General features: G+C 67.3%; 16 protein-coding genes. 14 read left to right on the top strand and 2 right to left on the bottom strand.

Annotated features, from left to right (window positions below):
- Positions 1-17 precede the first annotated feature (17 nt).
- Entirely contained in the window at positions 18-536 is a 519-nt protein-coding gene (locus A9W95_RS00250) for a hypothetical protein (protein WP_156745917.1), read from the top strand.
- Here A9W95_RS00250 and leuA read toward each other — a convergent pair.
- Positions 533-2,335, bottom strand: coding sequence for a 2-isopropylmalate synthase (gene leuA, locus A9W95_RS00245; RefSeq protein WP_067408560.1), 1,803 nt, complete (start codon positions 2,333-2,335; stop codon positions 533-535). The genes A9W95_RS00250 and leuA overlap by 4 nt on opposite strands.
- A 344-nt stretch (positions 2,336-2,679) precedes the next feature.
- Between leuA and A9W95_RS00240 the strand changes: the two genes are divergently transcribed.
- From A9W95_RS00240 to A9W95_RS00230, 3 genes are all read left to right on the top strand, one after another.
- Positions 2,680-3,945 carry an aspartate kinase gene (locus A9W95_RS00240; RefSeq protein ID WP_067408558.1) on the top strand — a complete coding sequence of 422 codons (1,266 nt, stop codon included), beginning with the start codon at positions 2,680-2,682 and terminating at the stop codon, positions 3,943-3,945.
- Positions 3,945-4,979: an aspartate-semialdehyde dehydrogenase gene (locus A9W95_RS00235; protein ID WP_067408556.1), complete on the top strand. Its 1,035-nt coding sequence runs from the start codon at positions 3,945-3,947 to the stop codon at positions 4,977-4,979. The genes A9W95_RS00240 and A9W95_RS00235 overlap by 1 nt, the downstream gene beginning before the upstream one ends.
- Positions 4,980-5,068: 89 nt before the next feature.
- Positions 5,069-6,109: a DUF4185 domain-containing protein gene (locus A9W95_RS00230; RefSeq protein WP_371328000.1), complete on the top strand. Its 1,041-nt coding sequence runs from the start codon at positions 5,069-5,071 to the stop codon at positions 6,107-6,109.
- Here the strand turns inward: A9W95_RS00230 and A9W95_RS00225 are convergent.
- Positions 6,096-6,563 carry an SRPBCC family protein gene (locus A9W95_RS00225; RefSeq protein WP_067408624.1) on the bottom strand — a complete coding sequence of 156 codons (468 nt, stop codon included), beginning with the start codon at positions 6,561-6,563 and terminating at the stop codon, positions 6,096-6,098. The two genes, A9W95_RS00230 and A9W95_RS00225, sit on opposite strands and share 14 nt — an antisense overlap.
- A gap of 85 nt (positions 6,564-6,648) precedes the next feature.
- On the opposite strand from A9W95_RS00225, the gene A9W95_RS00220 reads away from it, so the two are divergent.
- The 10 genes from A9W95_RS00220 to egtE form a co-directional block, all read left to right on the top strand.
- Positions 6,649-7,032 (top strand): hypothetical protein, encoded by a 384-nt coding sequence (locus A9W95_RS00220; RefSeq protein WP_067408552.1) that lies wholly within the window; start codon positions 6,649-6,651, stop codon positions 7,030-7,032.
- Positions 7,033-7,147: 115 nt separating this feature from the next.
- Positions 7,148-7,582, top strand: a complete 435-nt coding sequence (locus A9W95_RS00215; protein ID WP_067408550.1) for a hypothetical protein — start codon at positions 7,148-7,150, stop codon at positions 7,580-7,582.
- Positions 7,583-7,738: 156 nt separating this feature from the next.
- Positions 7,739-9,190, top strand: coding sequence for a catalase (locus A9W95_RS00210; RefSeq protein ID WP_067408548.1), 1,452 nt, complete (start codon positions 7,739-7,741; stop codon positions 9,188-9,190).
- A 15-nt stretch (positions 9,191-9,205) separates the two neighbouring features.
- Positions 9,206-9,634 carry an organic hydroperoxide resistance protein gene (locus A9W95_RS00205; protein WP_172826512.1) on the top strand — a complete coding sequence of 143 codons (429 nt, stop codon included), beginning with the start codon at positions 9,206-9,208 and terminating at the stop codon, positions 9,632-9,634.
- Positions 9,634-10,275, top strand: a complete 642-nt coding sequence (locus A9W95_RS00200) for a sensor domain-containing protein (protein ID WP_067408544.1) — start codon at positions 9,634-9,636, stop codon at positions 10,273-10,275. Before A9W95_RS00205 ends, A9W95_RS00200 begins: the two co-directional genes overlap by 1 nt.
- Positions 10,276-10,409: 134 nt before the next feature.
- The gene (gene egtA, locus A9W95_RS00195) at positions 10,410-11,699 is read left to right on the top strand and encodes an ergothioneine biosynthesis glutamate--cysteine ligase EgtA (protein WP_067408541.1); all 1,290 of its coding nucleotides are present in this window, start codon (positions 10,410-10,412) and stop codon (positions 11,697-11,699) included.
- A complete protein-coding gene (egtB, locus tag A9W95_RS00190) occupies positions 11,696-12,973 on the top strand; it encodes an ergothioneine biosynthesis protein EgtB (protein WP_067408539.1) in 1,278 nt (425 codons plus the stop codon). Before egtA ends, egtB begins: the two co-directional genes overlap by 4 nt.
- Positions 12,973-13,671 (top strand): ergothioneine biosynthesis protein EgtC, encoded by a 699-nt coding sequence (egtC, locus tag A9W95_RS00185; RefSeq protein ID WP_067408537.1) that lies wholly within the window; start codon positions 12,973-12,975, stop codon positions 13,669-13,671. The genes egtB and egtC overlap by 1 nt, the downstream gene beginning before the upstream one ends.
- The gene (egtD, locus tag A9W95_RS00180) at positions 13,668-14,633 is read left to right on the top strand and encodes an L-histidine N(alpha)-methyltransferase (protein WP_067408534.1); all 966 of its coding nucleotides are present in this window, start codon (positions 13,668-13,670) and stop codon (positions 14,631-14,633) included. The genes egtC and egtD overlap by 4 nt, the downstream gene beginning before the upstream one ends.
- On the top strand, positions 14,630-15,554 hold a 925-nt coding region (egtE, locus tag A9W95_RS00175; RefSeq protein WP_067408532.1), incomplete at its 3' end, for an ergothioneine biosynthesis PLP-dependent enzyme EgtE. The genes egtD and egtE, both read left to right, overlap by 4 nt.

The raw sequence follows: 15,554 nt of genomic DNA, 5'->3' as shown, positions 1-15,554 counted from the left end.
ACGCTATGTTGATCGCCATGCTGAACGGGCGGGCGCGGACCGTGGTGGCGCTGCTGCTCGGGGCCGCGCTGGCCTGCTCGGCATGTGGCGGCGCCCAAGCCGGCTCGAACGCCGACATCGTGCGGATCCCCGCGGACTTCTGCAGCCTGCTCAGCGCCGCCGACATCAGTCAGGCAACCGGCACTGAGTATCCGGCGCTTCGTCGCCTCAAAACCGGGCTCGGTGAACAGAGCTGCGAGTCGAGTCCGCAGGGCCACGTCGCCGTCGACGCCAACCTGTTCTGGGGCTACTGCGTCGACGGCAAGCCGCCCAACATGGATTGCCTCAACTCGGTGAACCGCGCTTTCGCGACGGACAAGCAGCAGGCCACTCGTCCGGTTGCGCCGATCAGCGGGCTCGGCGACCAGGCGTTCTGCCTCCCGGCGCCCTTTGCCACCGTCGAGGCGCTCAAGCGCTGGTATTACGTCACGGTGGTGGCCGACACCTGCCCACACGCCGAGCAGTTGGCGCGCTCCCTGGTGACCAGGCTGACCTAACGGGCCGCCCGGTTGACCGCGGACACCACGGCTCGCAGTGATGCGGTAGTGATCGACGGGGCAATGCCGACGCCCCACACGGTCTTACCGAAGATCGAAGCCTCGACATAGGCCGCCGCTTGCGCATCCCCGCCGGCGCTCATCGCGTGCTCGGAGTAGTCCAGCACTGCCACGTCGAAACCCACCTGGCTCAGCGCGTCGACGAACGCGGCCAACGGGCCGTTGCCGGTGCCGCTGATCTCGGTGTCCACCCCATCGATCTTGACCGTCGCGGTGATGCTGGTGGCGCCGCTGTCATCCTCGGGTGCCTCCACCCGTTGCTTGATGCGCTCCAATGGCCGCACCGGCGCGAGGTATTCCTGGGAGAACGCCTCCCACATCTCCTTGGGCGCGACCTCCCCGCCTTCGCCTTCGGTGATCTTCTGGATCACCTGGGAGAACTCGATCTGCAGCCGGCGCGGCAGGGCCAGACCGTGGTCGGCCTTCATGATGTAGGCCACTCCGCCCTTGCCGGACTGCGAGTTGACCCGGATGACGGCCTCGTAAGTGCGCCCCACGTCCTTGGGATCGATGGGCAGGTACGGCACTTGCCACAGCAGGTCGTCCACGTCCGTGTCGGCCTCATCGGCAGCGACCTTCATCTGGTCCAGGCCCTTGTTGATGGCGTCCTGGTGGCTGCCGGAGAACGCGGTGTAGACCAGGTCACCGCCGTAGGGGTGCCGCTCGTGCACCGGCAGCTGGTTGCAGTACTCGACGGTGCGACGGATCTCGTCGATGTTGGAGAAGTCGATCTGCGGGTCCACGCCGCGGGAGAACAGGTTGAGACCCAGCGTGACCAGGCAGACGTTGCCGGTGCGCTCGCCGTTGCCGAACAGGCAGCCCTCGATCCGGTCCGCGCCGGCCTGGTAGCCCAGCTCGGCTGCGGCGACGGCGGTTCCGCGGTCGTTGTGCGGATGCAGGCTCAAGATAACCGACTCTCGGTTGGCCAGGTTGCGGCTCATCCACTCGATCGAGTCGGCGTACACGTTGGGTGTGGCCATCTCCACGGTGGCCGGCAGGTTGAAGATGATCGGGTTGTCGGGCGTGGGTTGGATGATGTCGCCGACGGCGTCGCAGACCTGCTTGGCGTATTCCAGCTCAGTGCCGGTGTAGGACTCCGGCGAGTACTCGAAGCGCCACCGGGTGTCCGGATACCTCGCCGCTTCCTCGACGCACTTGCGGGCTCCGTCGGTCGCGATGGCCTGCACCGCTGCCCGGTCGGCGCGGAACACGACGCGGCGCTGCAGGATCGAGGTGGAGTTGTAGAAGTGCACGATGACGTTCGCCGCGCCTCGGCACGCCTCGAAGGTGCGCTCGATCAGCTCGGGGCGGCACTGGGTCAGCACCTGGATGGTGACGTCGTCGGGAATGGCGCCGTCGGTGATGACCTCGCGGACGAAGTCGTAGTCGGTCTGACTGGCCGACGGGAAGCCGACCTCGATCTCCTTGTAGCCCATCCGCACCAGCAGCTCGAACATGCGGCGCTTGCGGGCCGGGGTCATCGGGTCGATCAGTGCCTGGTTGCCGTCGCGCAGGTCGACCGCGCACCACAGCGGAGCGGTTTGGATGACCCGGTCTGGCCAGGTGCGGTCGGCCAGCCGGATGGGCTCGACTTCTTCGGCGAACGGGCGGTAACGGGTGACCGGCATGGACGATCCGCGCTGGGGATTCCATGCGGGCTGGCCGGGCCGTGGCGGGCCGGCGGGGGTCACGATGGTGCGTACTGAAGTAAACGAGTCGGGTGAATCAGGGTTAGTCACGGTAATTGCTCCGGGGGAGTGAGAAGGAACCTCAGACCGGCGCATCGCGAACCCCCGCGACGGGAAGCCGGTCTGGATCAGACCCCGTCGCGGCGTCCGAGAAGGAGCACCCGCTGCACGATGTTGAACTCTACCGCGATCGGCGCTGCGGCCAAAACCGCGACGGTTTGGCCGCCGAGCGTGGGGCCTACGGACGAATTCCGGGCGCGTCACGTACTTAGGGCCCACGGTCGGCGGTCCGCAGACCCGCGAGCATCGGATAAGTCGAGATGCGCCGCCACGTATCCTGTTGTGGACTTATAGCCAGCGCTCAGCGCGGATCTCTTGGTAGCGGAAGGGAAATAGTGGCGCTCGTCGTGCAGAAGTACGGCGGATCCTCGGTGGCCGACGCCGACCGGATTCGCCGTGTCGCGGAGCGCATCGTCGAGACCAAGAAGCAAGGCCACGACGTGGTCGTGGTCGTTTCGGCGATGGGTGACACCACCGATGATCTGCTGGACTTGGCACAGCAGGTATGCCCGGTCCCGCCGCCGCGGGAACTCGACATGCTGCTGACCGCGGGCGAGCGCATCTCCAACGCGCTGGTCGCCATGGCGATCGAGTCGCTGGGTGCGCAGGCCCGGTCGTTCACCGGCTCGCAGGCGGGCGTGATCACCACCGGCACCCACGGCAACGCCAAGATCATCGATGTCACGCCGGGACGGCTGCAGGCCGCGCTTGACGAGGGGCGCATCGTGCTGGTGGCCGGTTTCCAGGGCGTCAGCCAGGACACCCGGGACGTGACCACGCTGGGCCGCGGCGGCTCGGACACCACCGCGGTGGCGCTGGCCGCGGCGCTGGGCGCCGACGTCTGCGAGATCTACACCGACGTCGACGGCATCTTCAGCGCGGACCCCAGGATCGTGCACAACGCCCGCAAGCTCGACACGGTGACGTTCGAGGAGATGCTCGAGATGGCGGCTTGCGGCGCCAAGGTGCTGATGCTGCGCTGCGTCGAGTACGCCCGTCGTTACAACCTTCCGGTGCACGTCCGGTCGTCGTATTCGGACAAGCCAGGCACCGTCGTCGTCGGATCGATCAAGGACATTGTTATGGAAAGCCCCCTGCTGACCGGTGTCGCGCACGACCGCAGCGAAGCCAAAGTGACCATCGTCGGCATCCCGGACATCCCCGGCTATGCCGCCAGGGTGTTCCGCGCCGTCGCCGAGGCCGACGTGAACATCGACATGGTGTTGCAGAACGTCTCAAAGGTCGAAGACGGCAAGACCGACATCACCTTCACCTGCTCGCGCGACAGCGGTCCCACCGCGGTGGCCAAGCTGGACTCGCTCAAGAACGAGATCGGCTTCACCCAACTGCTCTACGACGACCACATCGGCAAGGTGTCGTTGATCGGCGCGGGCATGCGCAGCCACCCGGGTGTCACGGCGACCTTCTGTGAAGCGCTGGCCGCCGTGGGCGTCAACATCGAACTGATCTCCACCTCCGAAATCCGGATCTCGGTGCTGTGCCGCGACACGGAACTAGACAAGGCCGTTGTCGCGTTGCACGAGGCGTTTGGTCTCGGTGGCGAGGAGGAAGCGACGGTGTACGCGGGGACGGGGCGGTAATGGTTGCCATCGGAGTAGTCGGGGCCACCGGCCAGGTGGGCCAGGTGATGCGTACCCTGCTCGACGAGCGGGATTTCCCGGCCGAGTCGGTGCGGTTCTTCGCCTCCGCTCGCTCACAGGGCCGCAAGCTGTCCTTCCGTGGTCAAGAGATCGAGGTGGAAGACGCCGAGACCGCCGACCCCAACGGACTGGACATCGCGCTGTTCTCGGCAGGCGCCTCGATGTCGCGGGTACAGGCGCCGCGCTTCGCCGCGGCCGGTGTGACCGTCATCGACAACTCCTCGGCGTGGCGCAAAGACCCGGACGTGCCGCTGGTGGTGTCCGAAGTGAACTTCGCCCGCGACGCCGCCAACCGGCCCAAAGGCATCATCGCCAACCCCAACTGCACCACCATGGCCGCGATGCCGGTCCTCAAGGTGCTGCACGACGAGGCCGAACTGGTGCGCATCGTGGTCTCGACCTATCAGGCGGTGTCCGGCAGCGGGTTGGCAGGCGTCGACGAACTGGCCACCCAGGCCCGTGCGGTCATCGACGACGCGGAGCGGTTGGTGCACGACGGCGGTGCGGTCACCTTTCCGCCGCCCAGCAAGTACGTCGCGCCGATCGCGTTCAACATCGTGCCGCTGGCCGGATCGTTGGTGGACGACGATTCGGGTGAAACCGACGAGGACCAGAAGCTGCGCCACGAGAGCCGCAAGATCCTCGGCATCCCCGACCTGCTGGTCAGCGGTACCTGCGTGCGGGTGCCGGTGTTCACCGGCCACTCTCTGTCGATCAACGCAGAATTCGCCCGGCCGCTGTCCCCCGAACGAGCCCGCGAACTGCTGAAGGAGGCGCCGGGCGTCAAGCTGGTTCAGGTGCCGACACCGTTGGCCGCCGCCGGCGTCGACGAATCCCTGGTCGGTCGCCTTCGACAGGACCCCGGCGTACCGGATGGTCGCGGGCTGGCGCTGTTCGTCTCGGGGGACAACCTGCGCAAGGGCGCCGCGTTGAACACCATTCAGATTGCAGAGCTGCTCGCCGCCCAATTGTGAGCTCGGCGCGCGCGGCGACGTTTGCGGTTTTCGTGTGTTTGGTCGCGCCGCAATGCGTTTGGTCCGCTCACGCGGACCCGCCCGCGCCGATGCCCGAGCCGGTTCTGCAACCGCTGCAGCCGGGTCAGGTGCTGCGGATCGGTCCGTCGGCTGGAACCGGAACGCCGACAAGGGATTTCAACATCGGCGCGACGGATCTCTGCGAATTCATGGAGTTTCCCACCGAGGTGTTGCAGATCTGCGGGGACAGTTTCCCCGGGCAAGGGGTGGGCTTCGGCCGCGACTTCGCACCGATCGCGTTGCGGGTCGACACCGCAACGGTCGACGACCCCGAGGGGGTGCGCTACTCCGGGGTACTGGGTATGTGGGAGCCGTTGCTGGCTGACCCGACGCCCACGGCGACCTCGCAATTGCCCGCCGGGGTGGTGCAGATCAACCGCCGCAACTACCTGATGGTCACCACGGCCCGCAACCTCGAACCACAGACGTCACGGCTGGTGGCGGCCGAACCCGCGCGTGGAAGCTGGCGCACGGTTCCTGGCTCCACGCGCGACCCGGCCTATCAGGATGGGCGTCAGACGCAGATCAGTGGTTATTACGACCCGATCCCGACGCCCGATTCGCCCACCGGTTGGGTGTACATCGTCGCCAACAGCTTCACCCGCAGGCAGCCGGTGGTGCTGTATCGGGCCACGCCCGAGGCGTTCACCGACCGGGCGCGGTGGCAGGGCTGGGCGGCCGGACCCGACGGCGGCTGGAACAGGCCGCCCACCCCGCTGTGGCCGGATCTGGTGGGCGAGATGAGCATTCGTCAGATCGAGGGCCAGACAGTGTTGTCCTACTTCAACGCGAGCACCGGTGACATGGAAGTCCGGGTGGCGCGAGACCCGACGCAATTGGGCGCCGCCCCAGTGACCACGGTGGTGCAGCACGACGAATGGCCCGACCCGGCGGAAAGCCTGCCCCCGCCGCACGACAATCGGCTGGCCCAACCCTACGGGGGCTACATCTCGCCGGGGTCCACGCTCGACGAGCTGCGAATCTTCGTCAGCCAGTGGGACACCCGGCCGCGGGAGACCGGACCCTACCGGGTCATCCAATTCGCGGTGAACCCGTTCAAGCCGGAGTAGCCCCATCACCCTCGACGACGGCCTTGATGCGTTCCAGCGTTGTGCGCATGTCGCGAAGGTTGCGACGCCTGCGCAGGAAGCCCAGAAACGACGTCGCCCGCAACCAACGTGGGACCGGTACCCGGAACGACTCGGTCACGTCGGTGCCGTTGTCCGTCGGAGTGAATCGGTAATGCCAAGAGTTGACCGCTCGGCCGCCAACAAGCACGTCGAAACCGAACTCACGCCCCGGATCGCTCGCGGTCACTCGACAGGTGGTCCAATACACGGGCCCGATCTCGTTGCGCTTGACGTGCCCGCGAAAGCGGGCGCCGACGGCCGGCTCGGTTGCTCCGTCCAGCCACTCGGCGTCGAACGTCTCCGGCGAAAACCGCCCGGTGTTGCGGACATCGGCGACCAGCCTCCAGATCTCCATGGCCGGTGCCTGCATGTGCACCGTCACTGCTCCCTGCACGTGGCCCATCGTATGCCTGGGCTCACAGCTGCTACATAAGTTCCGCATAGCGGCTACTACTGGTTTCAGCCGCATCATCTGTCTCATGAGCGAAATTTCTGACACCCCAACAACGCGGACTTCGGCCGCGGTAGCACCTCACCCAGTCGACGCACCGGCATACCAGACTCCAAAAGTCTTCCGGGCCGCCGCGTGGGTCGCCATCGTCGCCGGGATCGTCTTCATCGTCTCGGTCATCTTCTTCACCGGGTTCCGGCTCGGCATGCACAGCGGTGGCGGCCACCACGGCGGTCATCACCACGGGCATCACGCGCTGTGGCACCGTACCGGCGGGCCCGGCGGTGGACCCGGCGCCGTAAACGGCGGCGGAGCACCGGGCGCCACCCCGGGCACCGGTCCGACCGGCCCCGGTCAGGTGCCTTCATCGGTGGCCCCCTCGGGCGCGCCGGCCCCTACACCCGGTCGCTGAAAACTCGCAACCCGTAGCCCGGTGCTCGTTGCACGAGCACCGGGCTACATCACTTCACACAACTTTGTCTTCCCAGCCCTTTACGGCCGTCGCGGTCCGGGCCATATTCGAAGGCATGACTGAAACACCCGAGCCCTCGACCGCTGCTCGTCCGGTCGCTACCGAACCCCCGCCGCCGCACCGTGGTCCCGCGTACCTGGAGAAGCCGCCCCGGCTGTACCAGGCCGCGGCCTGGGTGGTGATCGTGGCCGGAGTCATCTTCATCGCATCGACGCTGTTCTTCACCGGTGCGATGATCTTCGGCCACCACCACCATCACCATCGGCACCACCACCACGGCATGTTCGGCCCCGGCGGTCCGGGCGGACCCGGCCCCGGTCCGGGCTGGCAATTCCGCTACCCCGGTCCGCCGCCCGGGATGGGCCCCGGCTTTCCCGGCGCTCCGGGCGCTCCGGGCGCTCCGGCCAGCGGCGGTCCGTCCGCCGGCCCCAGCGGTCCCTCGCCGGCGCCGGCGAGCCCGGGTCCCAGCACTGCCCCGGCTCGTCCCTAGCGTTTCGGCAAGGCTCGCCTTTCTTGATCCACTCCAGAATCGGCGCGTACTGTGCGTCGTGACCCCCTGGGTCTTCCAGTGAAGTTTGTGCTAGGCGATTTTATTGTCGCCGTTCATGTTTCGTTGATTTAGCCCGAGTTGACGAGGAGTACCGATATGACTCAGCCCTTCACGACGACGGACGGCGGCGCACCGGCGCCCAGTGACGATCAGTCGTTGACCGTCGGGCCCGACGGTCCGATCCTGCTGCAGGATCACTACCTGATCGAACAGATGGCTCAGTTCAACCGGGAGCGCATCCCGGAACGCCAACCGCACGCCAAGGGCGGTGGCGCTTTCGGCCACTTCGAGGTCACCAACGACGTCAGCCAGTACACCCGGGCCGCGGTATTCCAGCCGGGCACCAAGACCGACACCCTGATCCGGTTCTCCACCGTGGCGGGCGAGCGCGGCAGCCCAGACACCTGGCGCGACCCCCGCGGCTTCGCGCTGAAGTTCTACACGTCGGAGGGCAACTTCGACATGGTCGGCAACAACACGCCGGTCTTCTTCATCCGCGATCCGCTCAAGTTTCAGCACTTCATCCGCTCGCAGAAGCGGCTGCAGGCAAACAACCTGCGCGACAACAACATGCAGTGGGACTTCTGGACCTTATCGCCGGAGTCCGCGCACCAAGTGACATGGCTGATGGGTGATCGCGGCATCCCCAAGACCTGGCGGCACATGAACGGATACAGCAGCCACACCTACAGCTGGATCAACGCCGCCGGTGAAATCTTCTGGGTGAAGTACCACTTCATCTCCGATCAAGGCATCGACTACTTGACCCAGGAGGATGCCGACCAGCTGGCCGGCGAGGACGGCGACTACCACCAGCGCGACCTGTACGAGTCGATCGAGCGCGGGGACTTCCCGAGCTGGACGCTCAAGATGCAGATCATGCCGTTCGAGGAAGCCAAGACGTACCGGTTCAATCCGTTTGACCTGACCAAGGTGTGGCCGCACGGCGATTACCCGCTGATCGATGTCGGGAAGTTGACGCTGAACCGCAACGTCACCGACTACCACACCGAAATCGAGCAGGCCGCCTTCGAACCGAACAACATCGTGCCGGGCACCGGCTTGAGCCCGGACAAGATGCTGCTCGCTCGCGGCTTCTCCTACTCTGACGCCCACCGCGCCCGGCTGGGAACCAACTATCGGCAGATTCCGGTCAATGAGCCGAAGGTCGAAGTCAACAGCTATTCCAAAGACGGCGCGATGCGGATCAAGAACGCCACCGATCCGGTCTACGCCCCGAACTCCTACGGCGGGCCGCACGCCGACCCCGCCCGCGCCGCGGAAGTGCGCTGGCAGGCCGACGGGGCGATGATCCGTGCCGCATACACCCTGCGGGCCGAGGACGACGACTGGGGCCAAGCCGGCACCCTGGTCCGCGAAGTTCTCGACGACGAAGCCCGAGATCGCCTGGTGCACAACATTGTCGGGCACGTGTCGAAGGGCGTGAAGGAGCCGGTGCTGTCGCGGGTGTTCGATTATTGGCGCAATGTCGACGCCGATCTCGGCAAGAAGGTCGAGGAAGGCGTTCGGGGCAATCTGGGCCAGTAGGGCATGATCTTGCCCATGAGCATCGAAGTCGTTTACACCACCGCATCGACGGCCAGCGGCGGCGGCCGCGACGGCCATGTGAAGTCCGACGACGGCCGCATCGACCTGGACACCCGGCCACCGAAAGCCATGGGCGGCAACGGCGAAGGCACCAACCCCGAGCAGCTCTTCTCGGCCGGCTACGCAGCCTGCTTCCTGGGTGCGCTGCGGTTGGTGGCGGGCAAGTCCAAGGTCAAGCTCGACGACGCCACCACGGTGACCGTCGAGATCGGCTTCGGTAAGGACTCCGAGGGCGGCTTCGGTCTCACCGGCAAGATCGTCGGGTACTTGCCCGGACTGGAGCAAAGCGCCGCCGACGACTTGGTCGAACAGGCCCACCAGGTGTGCCCGTATTCGAAGGCCACCCGCGGCAACGTCGACGTCGCGGTGTCAGCGAAGGTCTGATGCGCGCAGCCACGGTGGCGGTGACGCTCGCGGTCGCAGCCGCGCCGGCCATTCCGGTGGCCGGTGCGCACCCGTCGGAGCCGGGAGTGGTGAACTACGCCGTCCTGGGCAGGGGATCGGTCGGCAATATCGTCGGCGGACCGATGGGCTCGGAGTCGACGTTCACCCAACCGTTCCAGTCGGAATGGGTCGACCTCGCCGAGTGCAACAACTGGGCGGACATCGGGTTGCCCGAGGTCTACAACGATCCGGACCTGGCTTCGTTCAACGGGGCAACCGCCCAGACGTCGGCCACCGACCTAACCCACCTGGTCAAGCAGGCGGTCGGGGTCTTCGCCACCAATGACGCAGCCGCCCGGGCTTTCCACCGGGTCGTCGACCGGACCGTGGGCTGCCCGGGCCAGACCACCGCGGTGCATTTCGACGACGGCTCCACCCAGGTGTGGTCGTTCACCGGCGGGCCGGCCAGCGCCACCGACGAGGCCTGGACCAAGCAGGAGGCCGACACCGACCGCCGCTGCTTTGTTCAAACCCGGCTGCGCGAAAACGTGTTGTTGCAGGCCAAGGTCTGCCAGTCTGGCAACGCCGGGCCCGCGGTCAACGTGCTGGCCGGCGCGATGCAGAACGCGCTGGGCCAGTAGCCGTACGGATACTCCCAAGCGGCGGTGGGAATATGTCGGTGCGATCTGGAAGATGAAGTGTTGGCGGCTATCGTTCCGGGATAGCTGCGCAACCTAGGCTGCGGAAGAAGCTCGTGGCCCGGAGGGATCGTGAGATGACGTTCGGCGCAACCACCGCCGCAGCTTCCCCGCTGGAGAACGCCCGCCCGGACGAGGTCGACATGACCAGTTCGGCGACGGTCGCGGAACACATCGCGAAGGGATGTCTGGTCGATGGCCCGTTGGGCCGCGTCGGCCTGGAACTCGAGGCGCATTGTTTCGATCCGCAGGCCCCAGCACGCCGGCCCACCTGGCCGGAGATCTCCGAGGTCATCGAATGGCTGGGCCCCCTGCCCGGGGGCAGCGCCGTCACCGTAGAACCCGGTGGCGCGGTGGAACTTTCCGGACCACCGGCGGACGGCATCGTGCCGGCCATCGACGCGATGGCGGCCGACCAAGTGGTGCTGCGGTCGGCGTTCGCGGAGGCGGGATTGGGTCTGGTCTTCTTAGGGGCCGACCCGCTGCGGCCACCCAAGCGAGTCAACCCGGGCCTGCGCTACCGCGCGATGGAGGAGTTCTTCGGCGCCAGCCACAGCGGCGCCGCCGGCGCGGCGATGATGACGTCGACCGCCTCGATCCAGGTCAATCTGGACGCCGGTCCGCAGCCAGGGTGGGCCGCACGAGTGCGGCTGGCGCACGCTCTCGGACCGACGATGATCGCGATCGCCGCCAACTCCCCGATGATCAGCGGCGAGTTCTCGGGCTGGAAATCCACTCGGCAGCGGGTGTGGGGGCAGATGGACTCCGCGCGCTGCGGACCGATCCTCGGTGTCAGCGCCGATGACCCGGGCGCCGAGTGGGCCCGATACGCCTTGAAAGCGCCGGTGATGATGGTGCTCGACCCGGAGCCGTCGGCGGTCACCGACTACGTGCCTTTCACCGATTGGGTCGACGGCCGGGTGCTGCTGGCAGGCCGGCGCCCCACCATTGCCGACCTCGACTACCACCTGACCACGCTGTTCCCGCCGGTGCGGCCCCGCCAATGGCTGGAGATCCGCTACCTGGACAGCGCGCCCGACGAGGTGTGGCCCGCATTGGTGTTCACCCTGACGGCTCTCCTCGACGACCCGGCCGCCGCCGACCTGGCCGCCGAGGCTGTCGAACCCGTGGCGACCGCGTGGGACACCGCCGCCCGCGTGGGGCTCGGTGACCGTCGCCTCTACACCGCGGCCAACCAGTGCCTGGCCATCGTCGCCCAACGCGTTCCCGCCGAGCTGACCGACGCGATGCAGCGCTTGGTGCTCAGCGTCGAGGCCGGCAGATGTGCGGCCGACGACTTCTCCGACCGGGTGATCGCACATGGCATTGCCCCCACCGTCGCCGAATTGGCTCGAGGAGATCGGTGAGCACACGCGAGAAGATCGCTGACGACCTGCAGCGCACCAGGAATCGCACGCTGCGACTGGTCGACTTCGACGACGCTGAACTCCGCCGGCAATACGATCCGCTGATGAGTCCGCTGGTGTGGGATCTTGCGCACATCGGTCAGCAGGAAGAATTCTGGCTGCTGCGCGGCGGCGACCCGACCCGGCCGGGGCTGCTGCCGAGTGCCGTCGAGGGGCTCTACGACGCCTTCGTGCACACCCGGGCCAGCCGGGTCGACCTGCCACTCCTGTCCCCGCAGCAAGCACGCTCGTATTGCCGAACGGTTCGCTCGGCGGCGCTCGATGCCCTGGACGCGCTGGCGCAGGACGCCGACGACTTCGCGTTCGGCCTGGTCATCAGCCACGAGAACCAACACAACGAAACCATGCTGCAGGCACTGAACCTGCGAACCGGCGCGCCGTTGCTGCGCGAGTCGGGCACGTTGCCGCCCGGCCGACCGGGGCTGGCCGGGACGTCGGTGCTGGTACCCGGCGGCCCGTTCCTGCTGGGGGTGGACGCGGCCGTCGAACCGTACTCGTTGGACAACGAACGTCCCGCCCACGTCGTCGACCTGGCGCCATTCCGCATCGGCCGGGTGCCGGTCACCAACGGGGAGTGGCGGCACTTCATCGACGACGGCGCCTACCACCAGCAGCGATGGTGGTCCGAACGCGGCTGGCAGCACCGGCAGAGCGCGGGTCTTGATGCCCCGCAATTCTGGGGTCCCGACGCCACGACGCGCACCCGGTTCGGTTACGTCGAAGAAGTTCCGCCCGACGAGCCGGTGCAGCACGTCACCTACTTCGAAGCCGAGGCCTACGCAGCCTGGGCCGGCGCCCGGTTACCCACCGAGGCCGAATGGGAGAAGGCCTGCGCGTGGGATCCGGCGACCAACTCGCGGCGGCGTTACCCGTGGGGCAGCGCCGACCCGTCGGCGGAACACGCCAACCTCGGCGGCGCGGCGCTGCGCCCGGCGCCCGTGGGGGCCTATCCGGCGGGCGCCTCGGCCTACGGGGCCGAGCAGATGCTGGGCGACGTGTGGGAGTGGACCAGCTCGCCGTTACGGCCCTGGCCCGGCTTCGTCCCGATGATCTACGAGCGTTACTCACAACCCTTCTTCGACGGCGACTACCGGGTGCTGCGCGGCGGATCCTGGGCGGTCGAGCCGAGCATCCTGCGGCCCAGCTTCCGAAACTGGGACCACCCCGTCCGTCGTCAGATCTTCTCCGGTGTCCGGCTGGCCTGGGACGCCTGATGTGCCGTCACCTCGGTTGGCTCGGCGCGCCGCTACCGGTGTCCGCTCTGGTGTGGGATCCGCCGCACGGTCTCCGAGTGCAGTCATACGCGCCGCGTCGCCAGAAACACGGGCTGCTCAACGCCGACGGATGGGGAGTCGGCTTTTTCGACGGCCCGGTGCCCCGGCGCTGGCGCAGTGCCGCACCGCTGTGGGGGGAAACGTCGTTCGAGTCGGTGGCGCCAGCGCTGCGCAGCCACTGCGTGATCGCGGCCGTACGGTCGGCAACCGTCGGCATGCCGATCGAGATCAGCGCGACCGCGCCGTTCACCGACGGCAGCTGGTTGTTGTCGCACAACGGCGTTGTCGACCGCACCGTATTGCCGTTGCGGTCGGCAGCCGAGTCCCTCTGCGACAGTGCGATTTTGGCAGCTAAGATCTTCGAGCGGGGGATGGACGCATTGGGCGACACCATCGCCGAGGTCGGCGCCGCCGACCCGCTCGCCAGGCTGAACATTCTGGCCGGCAACGGGTCTCGCCTGCTCGCTACCACGTGGGGAGATACGTTGTCGATCCTGCATCGCCCGGACGGGGTCGTGATGGCCAGCGAACCCTACGACGACGACCCAGGCTGGGAGGACGTGCCCGACCATCGCCTGGTCGCGGTCGATGGAGATCAAGTCAGCATGACCGCCCTGACCGGGAAAGGAATCGGATGACGCTGTCGCTGTCTAACCATCTGGCCGAGGACTCGGCTCATCTCTCGCTGCGCCGCGATGTGTTCGACGGCTTGCAGCAGGCGCCAAAATCCCTGCCGCCCAAGTGGTTCTACGACTCGGTCGGGAGTGAGCTCTTCGAGCAGATCACCCGGTTGCCGGAATATTATCCGACGCGCGCAGAGGCCGCGATTTTGCGCGCCCGCTCCGCCCAGATCGCCTCCGCCAGCGCAGCGGACACCCTGGTGGAGCTGGGCAGTGGCACATCGGAGAAGACCCGCATGTTGTTGAATGCCTTGCGTGACAGCGGTTCACTGCGCCGATTCGTGCCATTCGACGTCGACGCGAGCGTGCTGTCGGCGGCCGCCAACGCCATCCAACGAGAGTATCCCGGAGTCGAAATCCACGCCGTATGCGGCGATTTCGAGGAGCACCTGACCGAGATACCCGGCGGTGGGCGCCGACTATTCGTCTTCTTGGGATCGACGATCGGCAATCTCACCCCGGGGCCGCGCGCGGCATTCCTGGCCACGTTGGCCGGCGTCATGCGTTCAGGTGACAGCCTGCTGCTGGGCACCGACCTGGTCAAGGACACCGACCGGCTGGTGCGGGCCTACGACGATGCCGCTGGAGTGACCGCGAAGTTCAACCGCAATGTGCTGACGGTGGTCAACCGCGAACTCGACGCGGACTTCGATGTCGACGCCTTCGCCCATGTGGCGCGCTGGAACGCCGAGGAGGAGCGCATCGAAATGTGGCTGCGCTCTCAGCGTCAGCAGCGGGTGCGGGTGAATGCGCTGGATTTGACCGTCGACTTCGCCGCCGAAGAGGAGATGCTCACCGAGGTGTCGTGCAAGTTCCGTCCGGAGGCCGTCGAGGCCGAGCTGGGGGCCGTGGGGTTGCGTCGCGTCTGCTGGTGGACCGACGACGCGGGTGATTTCGGGTTGTCGTTGGCCGCCAAATGAGCTCCGCCGGGCAAAGCGGGGACGCCGACACGCTGGCCGACCGGTGGCGTGCGGCGCGTCCGCCGGTCGTGGGTCTGCACTTGGACAGCGCAGCCTGTTCTCGACAGAGCCTCGCGGTGTTGGACGCTGTGGCCAAGCACGGTCTGCACGAGTCGGAGGTCGGCGGGTACGTCGCAGCCGAAGCCGCCACACCCGTGCTGGATGCTGGACGGGCCGCGGCGGCAACGCTATTCGGCATGCCCGATGCCGAGGTGGTCTTCACCACCGGCTCGCTGCATGCGCTTGACCTGTTGCTCGGCAGCTGGCCGGCCGACCGGCGCACCCTGGCCTGCCTGCCCGGCGAATACGGCCCCAACTTGGCGGTCATGGAAGCCTACGGGTTCGAAGTCCGCACGCTGCCAACGCTGGCGGACGGGCGCCTGGCTCTTGACGACGCGGCATTCGACTTGGCCGAGAACCCACCGGAGTTCGTACATTTGACGCCGGTGGCCAGTCACCGAGGCGTGGTGCAACCGCTCGCCATGGCGGCTCAGCTGTGCCGCGAACTCGGGCTGCCGCTGGTCGTCGACGCCGCTCAAGCCCTGGGTCAGATCGACTGCGCGGTCGGTGCCGATGTCACGTACTCCTCGTCGCGCAAGTGGATCGCGGGTCCGCGCGGGGTGGGGGTGCTGGCGGTGACGTCGGCGCTCGTGTCGCAATTGACCCCGCGGCTACCCGCGCCGCCGTGGGCCGCGGATTCCTCAGTGGCGCAACAACTAGGCTTCGGCGAAGCCAATGTCGCTGCCCGCGTAGGCTTTTCGGTAGCGCTGGGGGAACACCTAGCCTACGGCCCGGAATTGATCCGGGCGCGGTTGGCCGAAGTGGGCGACACCGCGCGCACCCTGCTCGCCGATGTCGACGGATGGGCAGTGGTCGAGGAGG

Origin of the sequence: Mycobacterium sp. 1423905.2 (genome assembly GCF_001673155.1) — a bacterium.
Taxonomy (GTDB): Bacteria; Actinomycetota; Actinomycetes; order Mycobacteriales; family Mycobacteriaceae; genus Mycobacterium.
Note: the sequence above shows the minus strand (reverse complement) of the source record. Positions and strands in the feature narration are given on the sequence as shown.

Excerpts from the sequence above, each read along its gene's own strand:
- A9W95_RS00235 (WP_067408556.1), top strand. The coding sequence starts at position 3,945 with ATGGTTGCCATCGGAGTAGTCGGGGCCACCGGCCAGGTGGGCCAGGTG.
- egtC (WP_067408537.1), top strand. The coding sequence starts at position 12,973 with ATGTGCCGTCACCTCGGTTGGCTCGGCGCGCCGCTACCGGTGTCCGCT.
- A9W95_RS00230 (WP_371328000.1), top strand. The coding sequence starts at position 5,069 with ATGCCCGAGCCGGTTCTGCAACCGCTGCAGCCGGGTCAGGTGCTGCGG.
- egtA (WP_067408541.1), top strand. The coding sequence starts at position 10,410 with ATGACGTTCGGCGCAACCACCGCCGCAGCTTCCCCGCTGGAGAACGCC.
- A9W95_RS00205 (WP_172826512.1), top strand. The coding sequence starts at position 9,206 with ATGAGCATCGAAGTCGTTTACACCACCGCATCGACGGCCAGCGGCGGC.
- A9W95_RS00220 (WP_067408552.1), top strand. The coding sequence starts at position 6,649 with ATGAGCGAAATTTCTGACACCCCAACAACGCGGACTTCGGCCGCGGTA.
- A9W95_RS00250 (WP_156745917.1), top strand. The coding sequence starts at position 18 with ATGCTGAACGGGCGGGCGCGGACCGTGGTGGCGCTGCTGCTCGGGGCC.
- egtD (WP_067408534.1), top strand. The coding sequence starts at position 13,668 with ATGACGCTGTCGCTGTCTAACCATCTGGCCGAGGACTCGGCTCATCTC.
- A9W95_RS00200 (WP_067408544.1), top strand. The coding sequence starts at position 9,634 with ATGCGCGCAGCCACGGTGGCGGTGACGCTCGCGGTCGCAGCCGCGCCG.
- A9W95_RS00210 (WP_067408548.1), top strand. The coding sequence starts at position 7,739 with ATGACTCAGCCCTTCACGACGACGGACGGCGGCGCACCGGCGCCCAGT.
- A9W95_RS00215 (WP_067408550.1), top strand. The coding sequence starts at position 7,148 with ATGACTGAAACACCCGAGCCCTCGACCGCTGCTCGTCCGGTCGCTACC.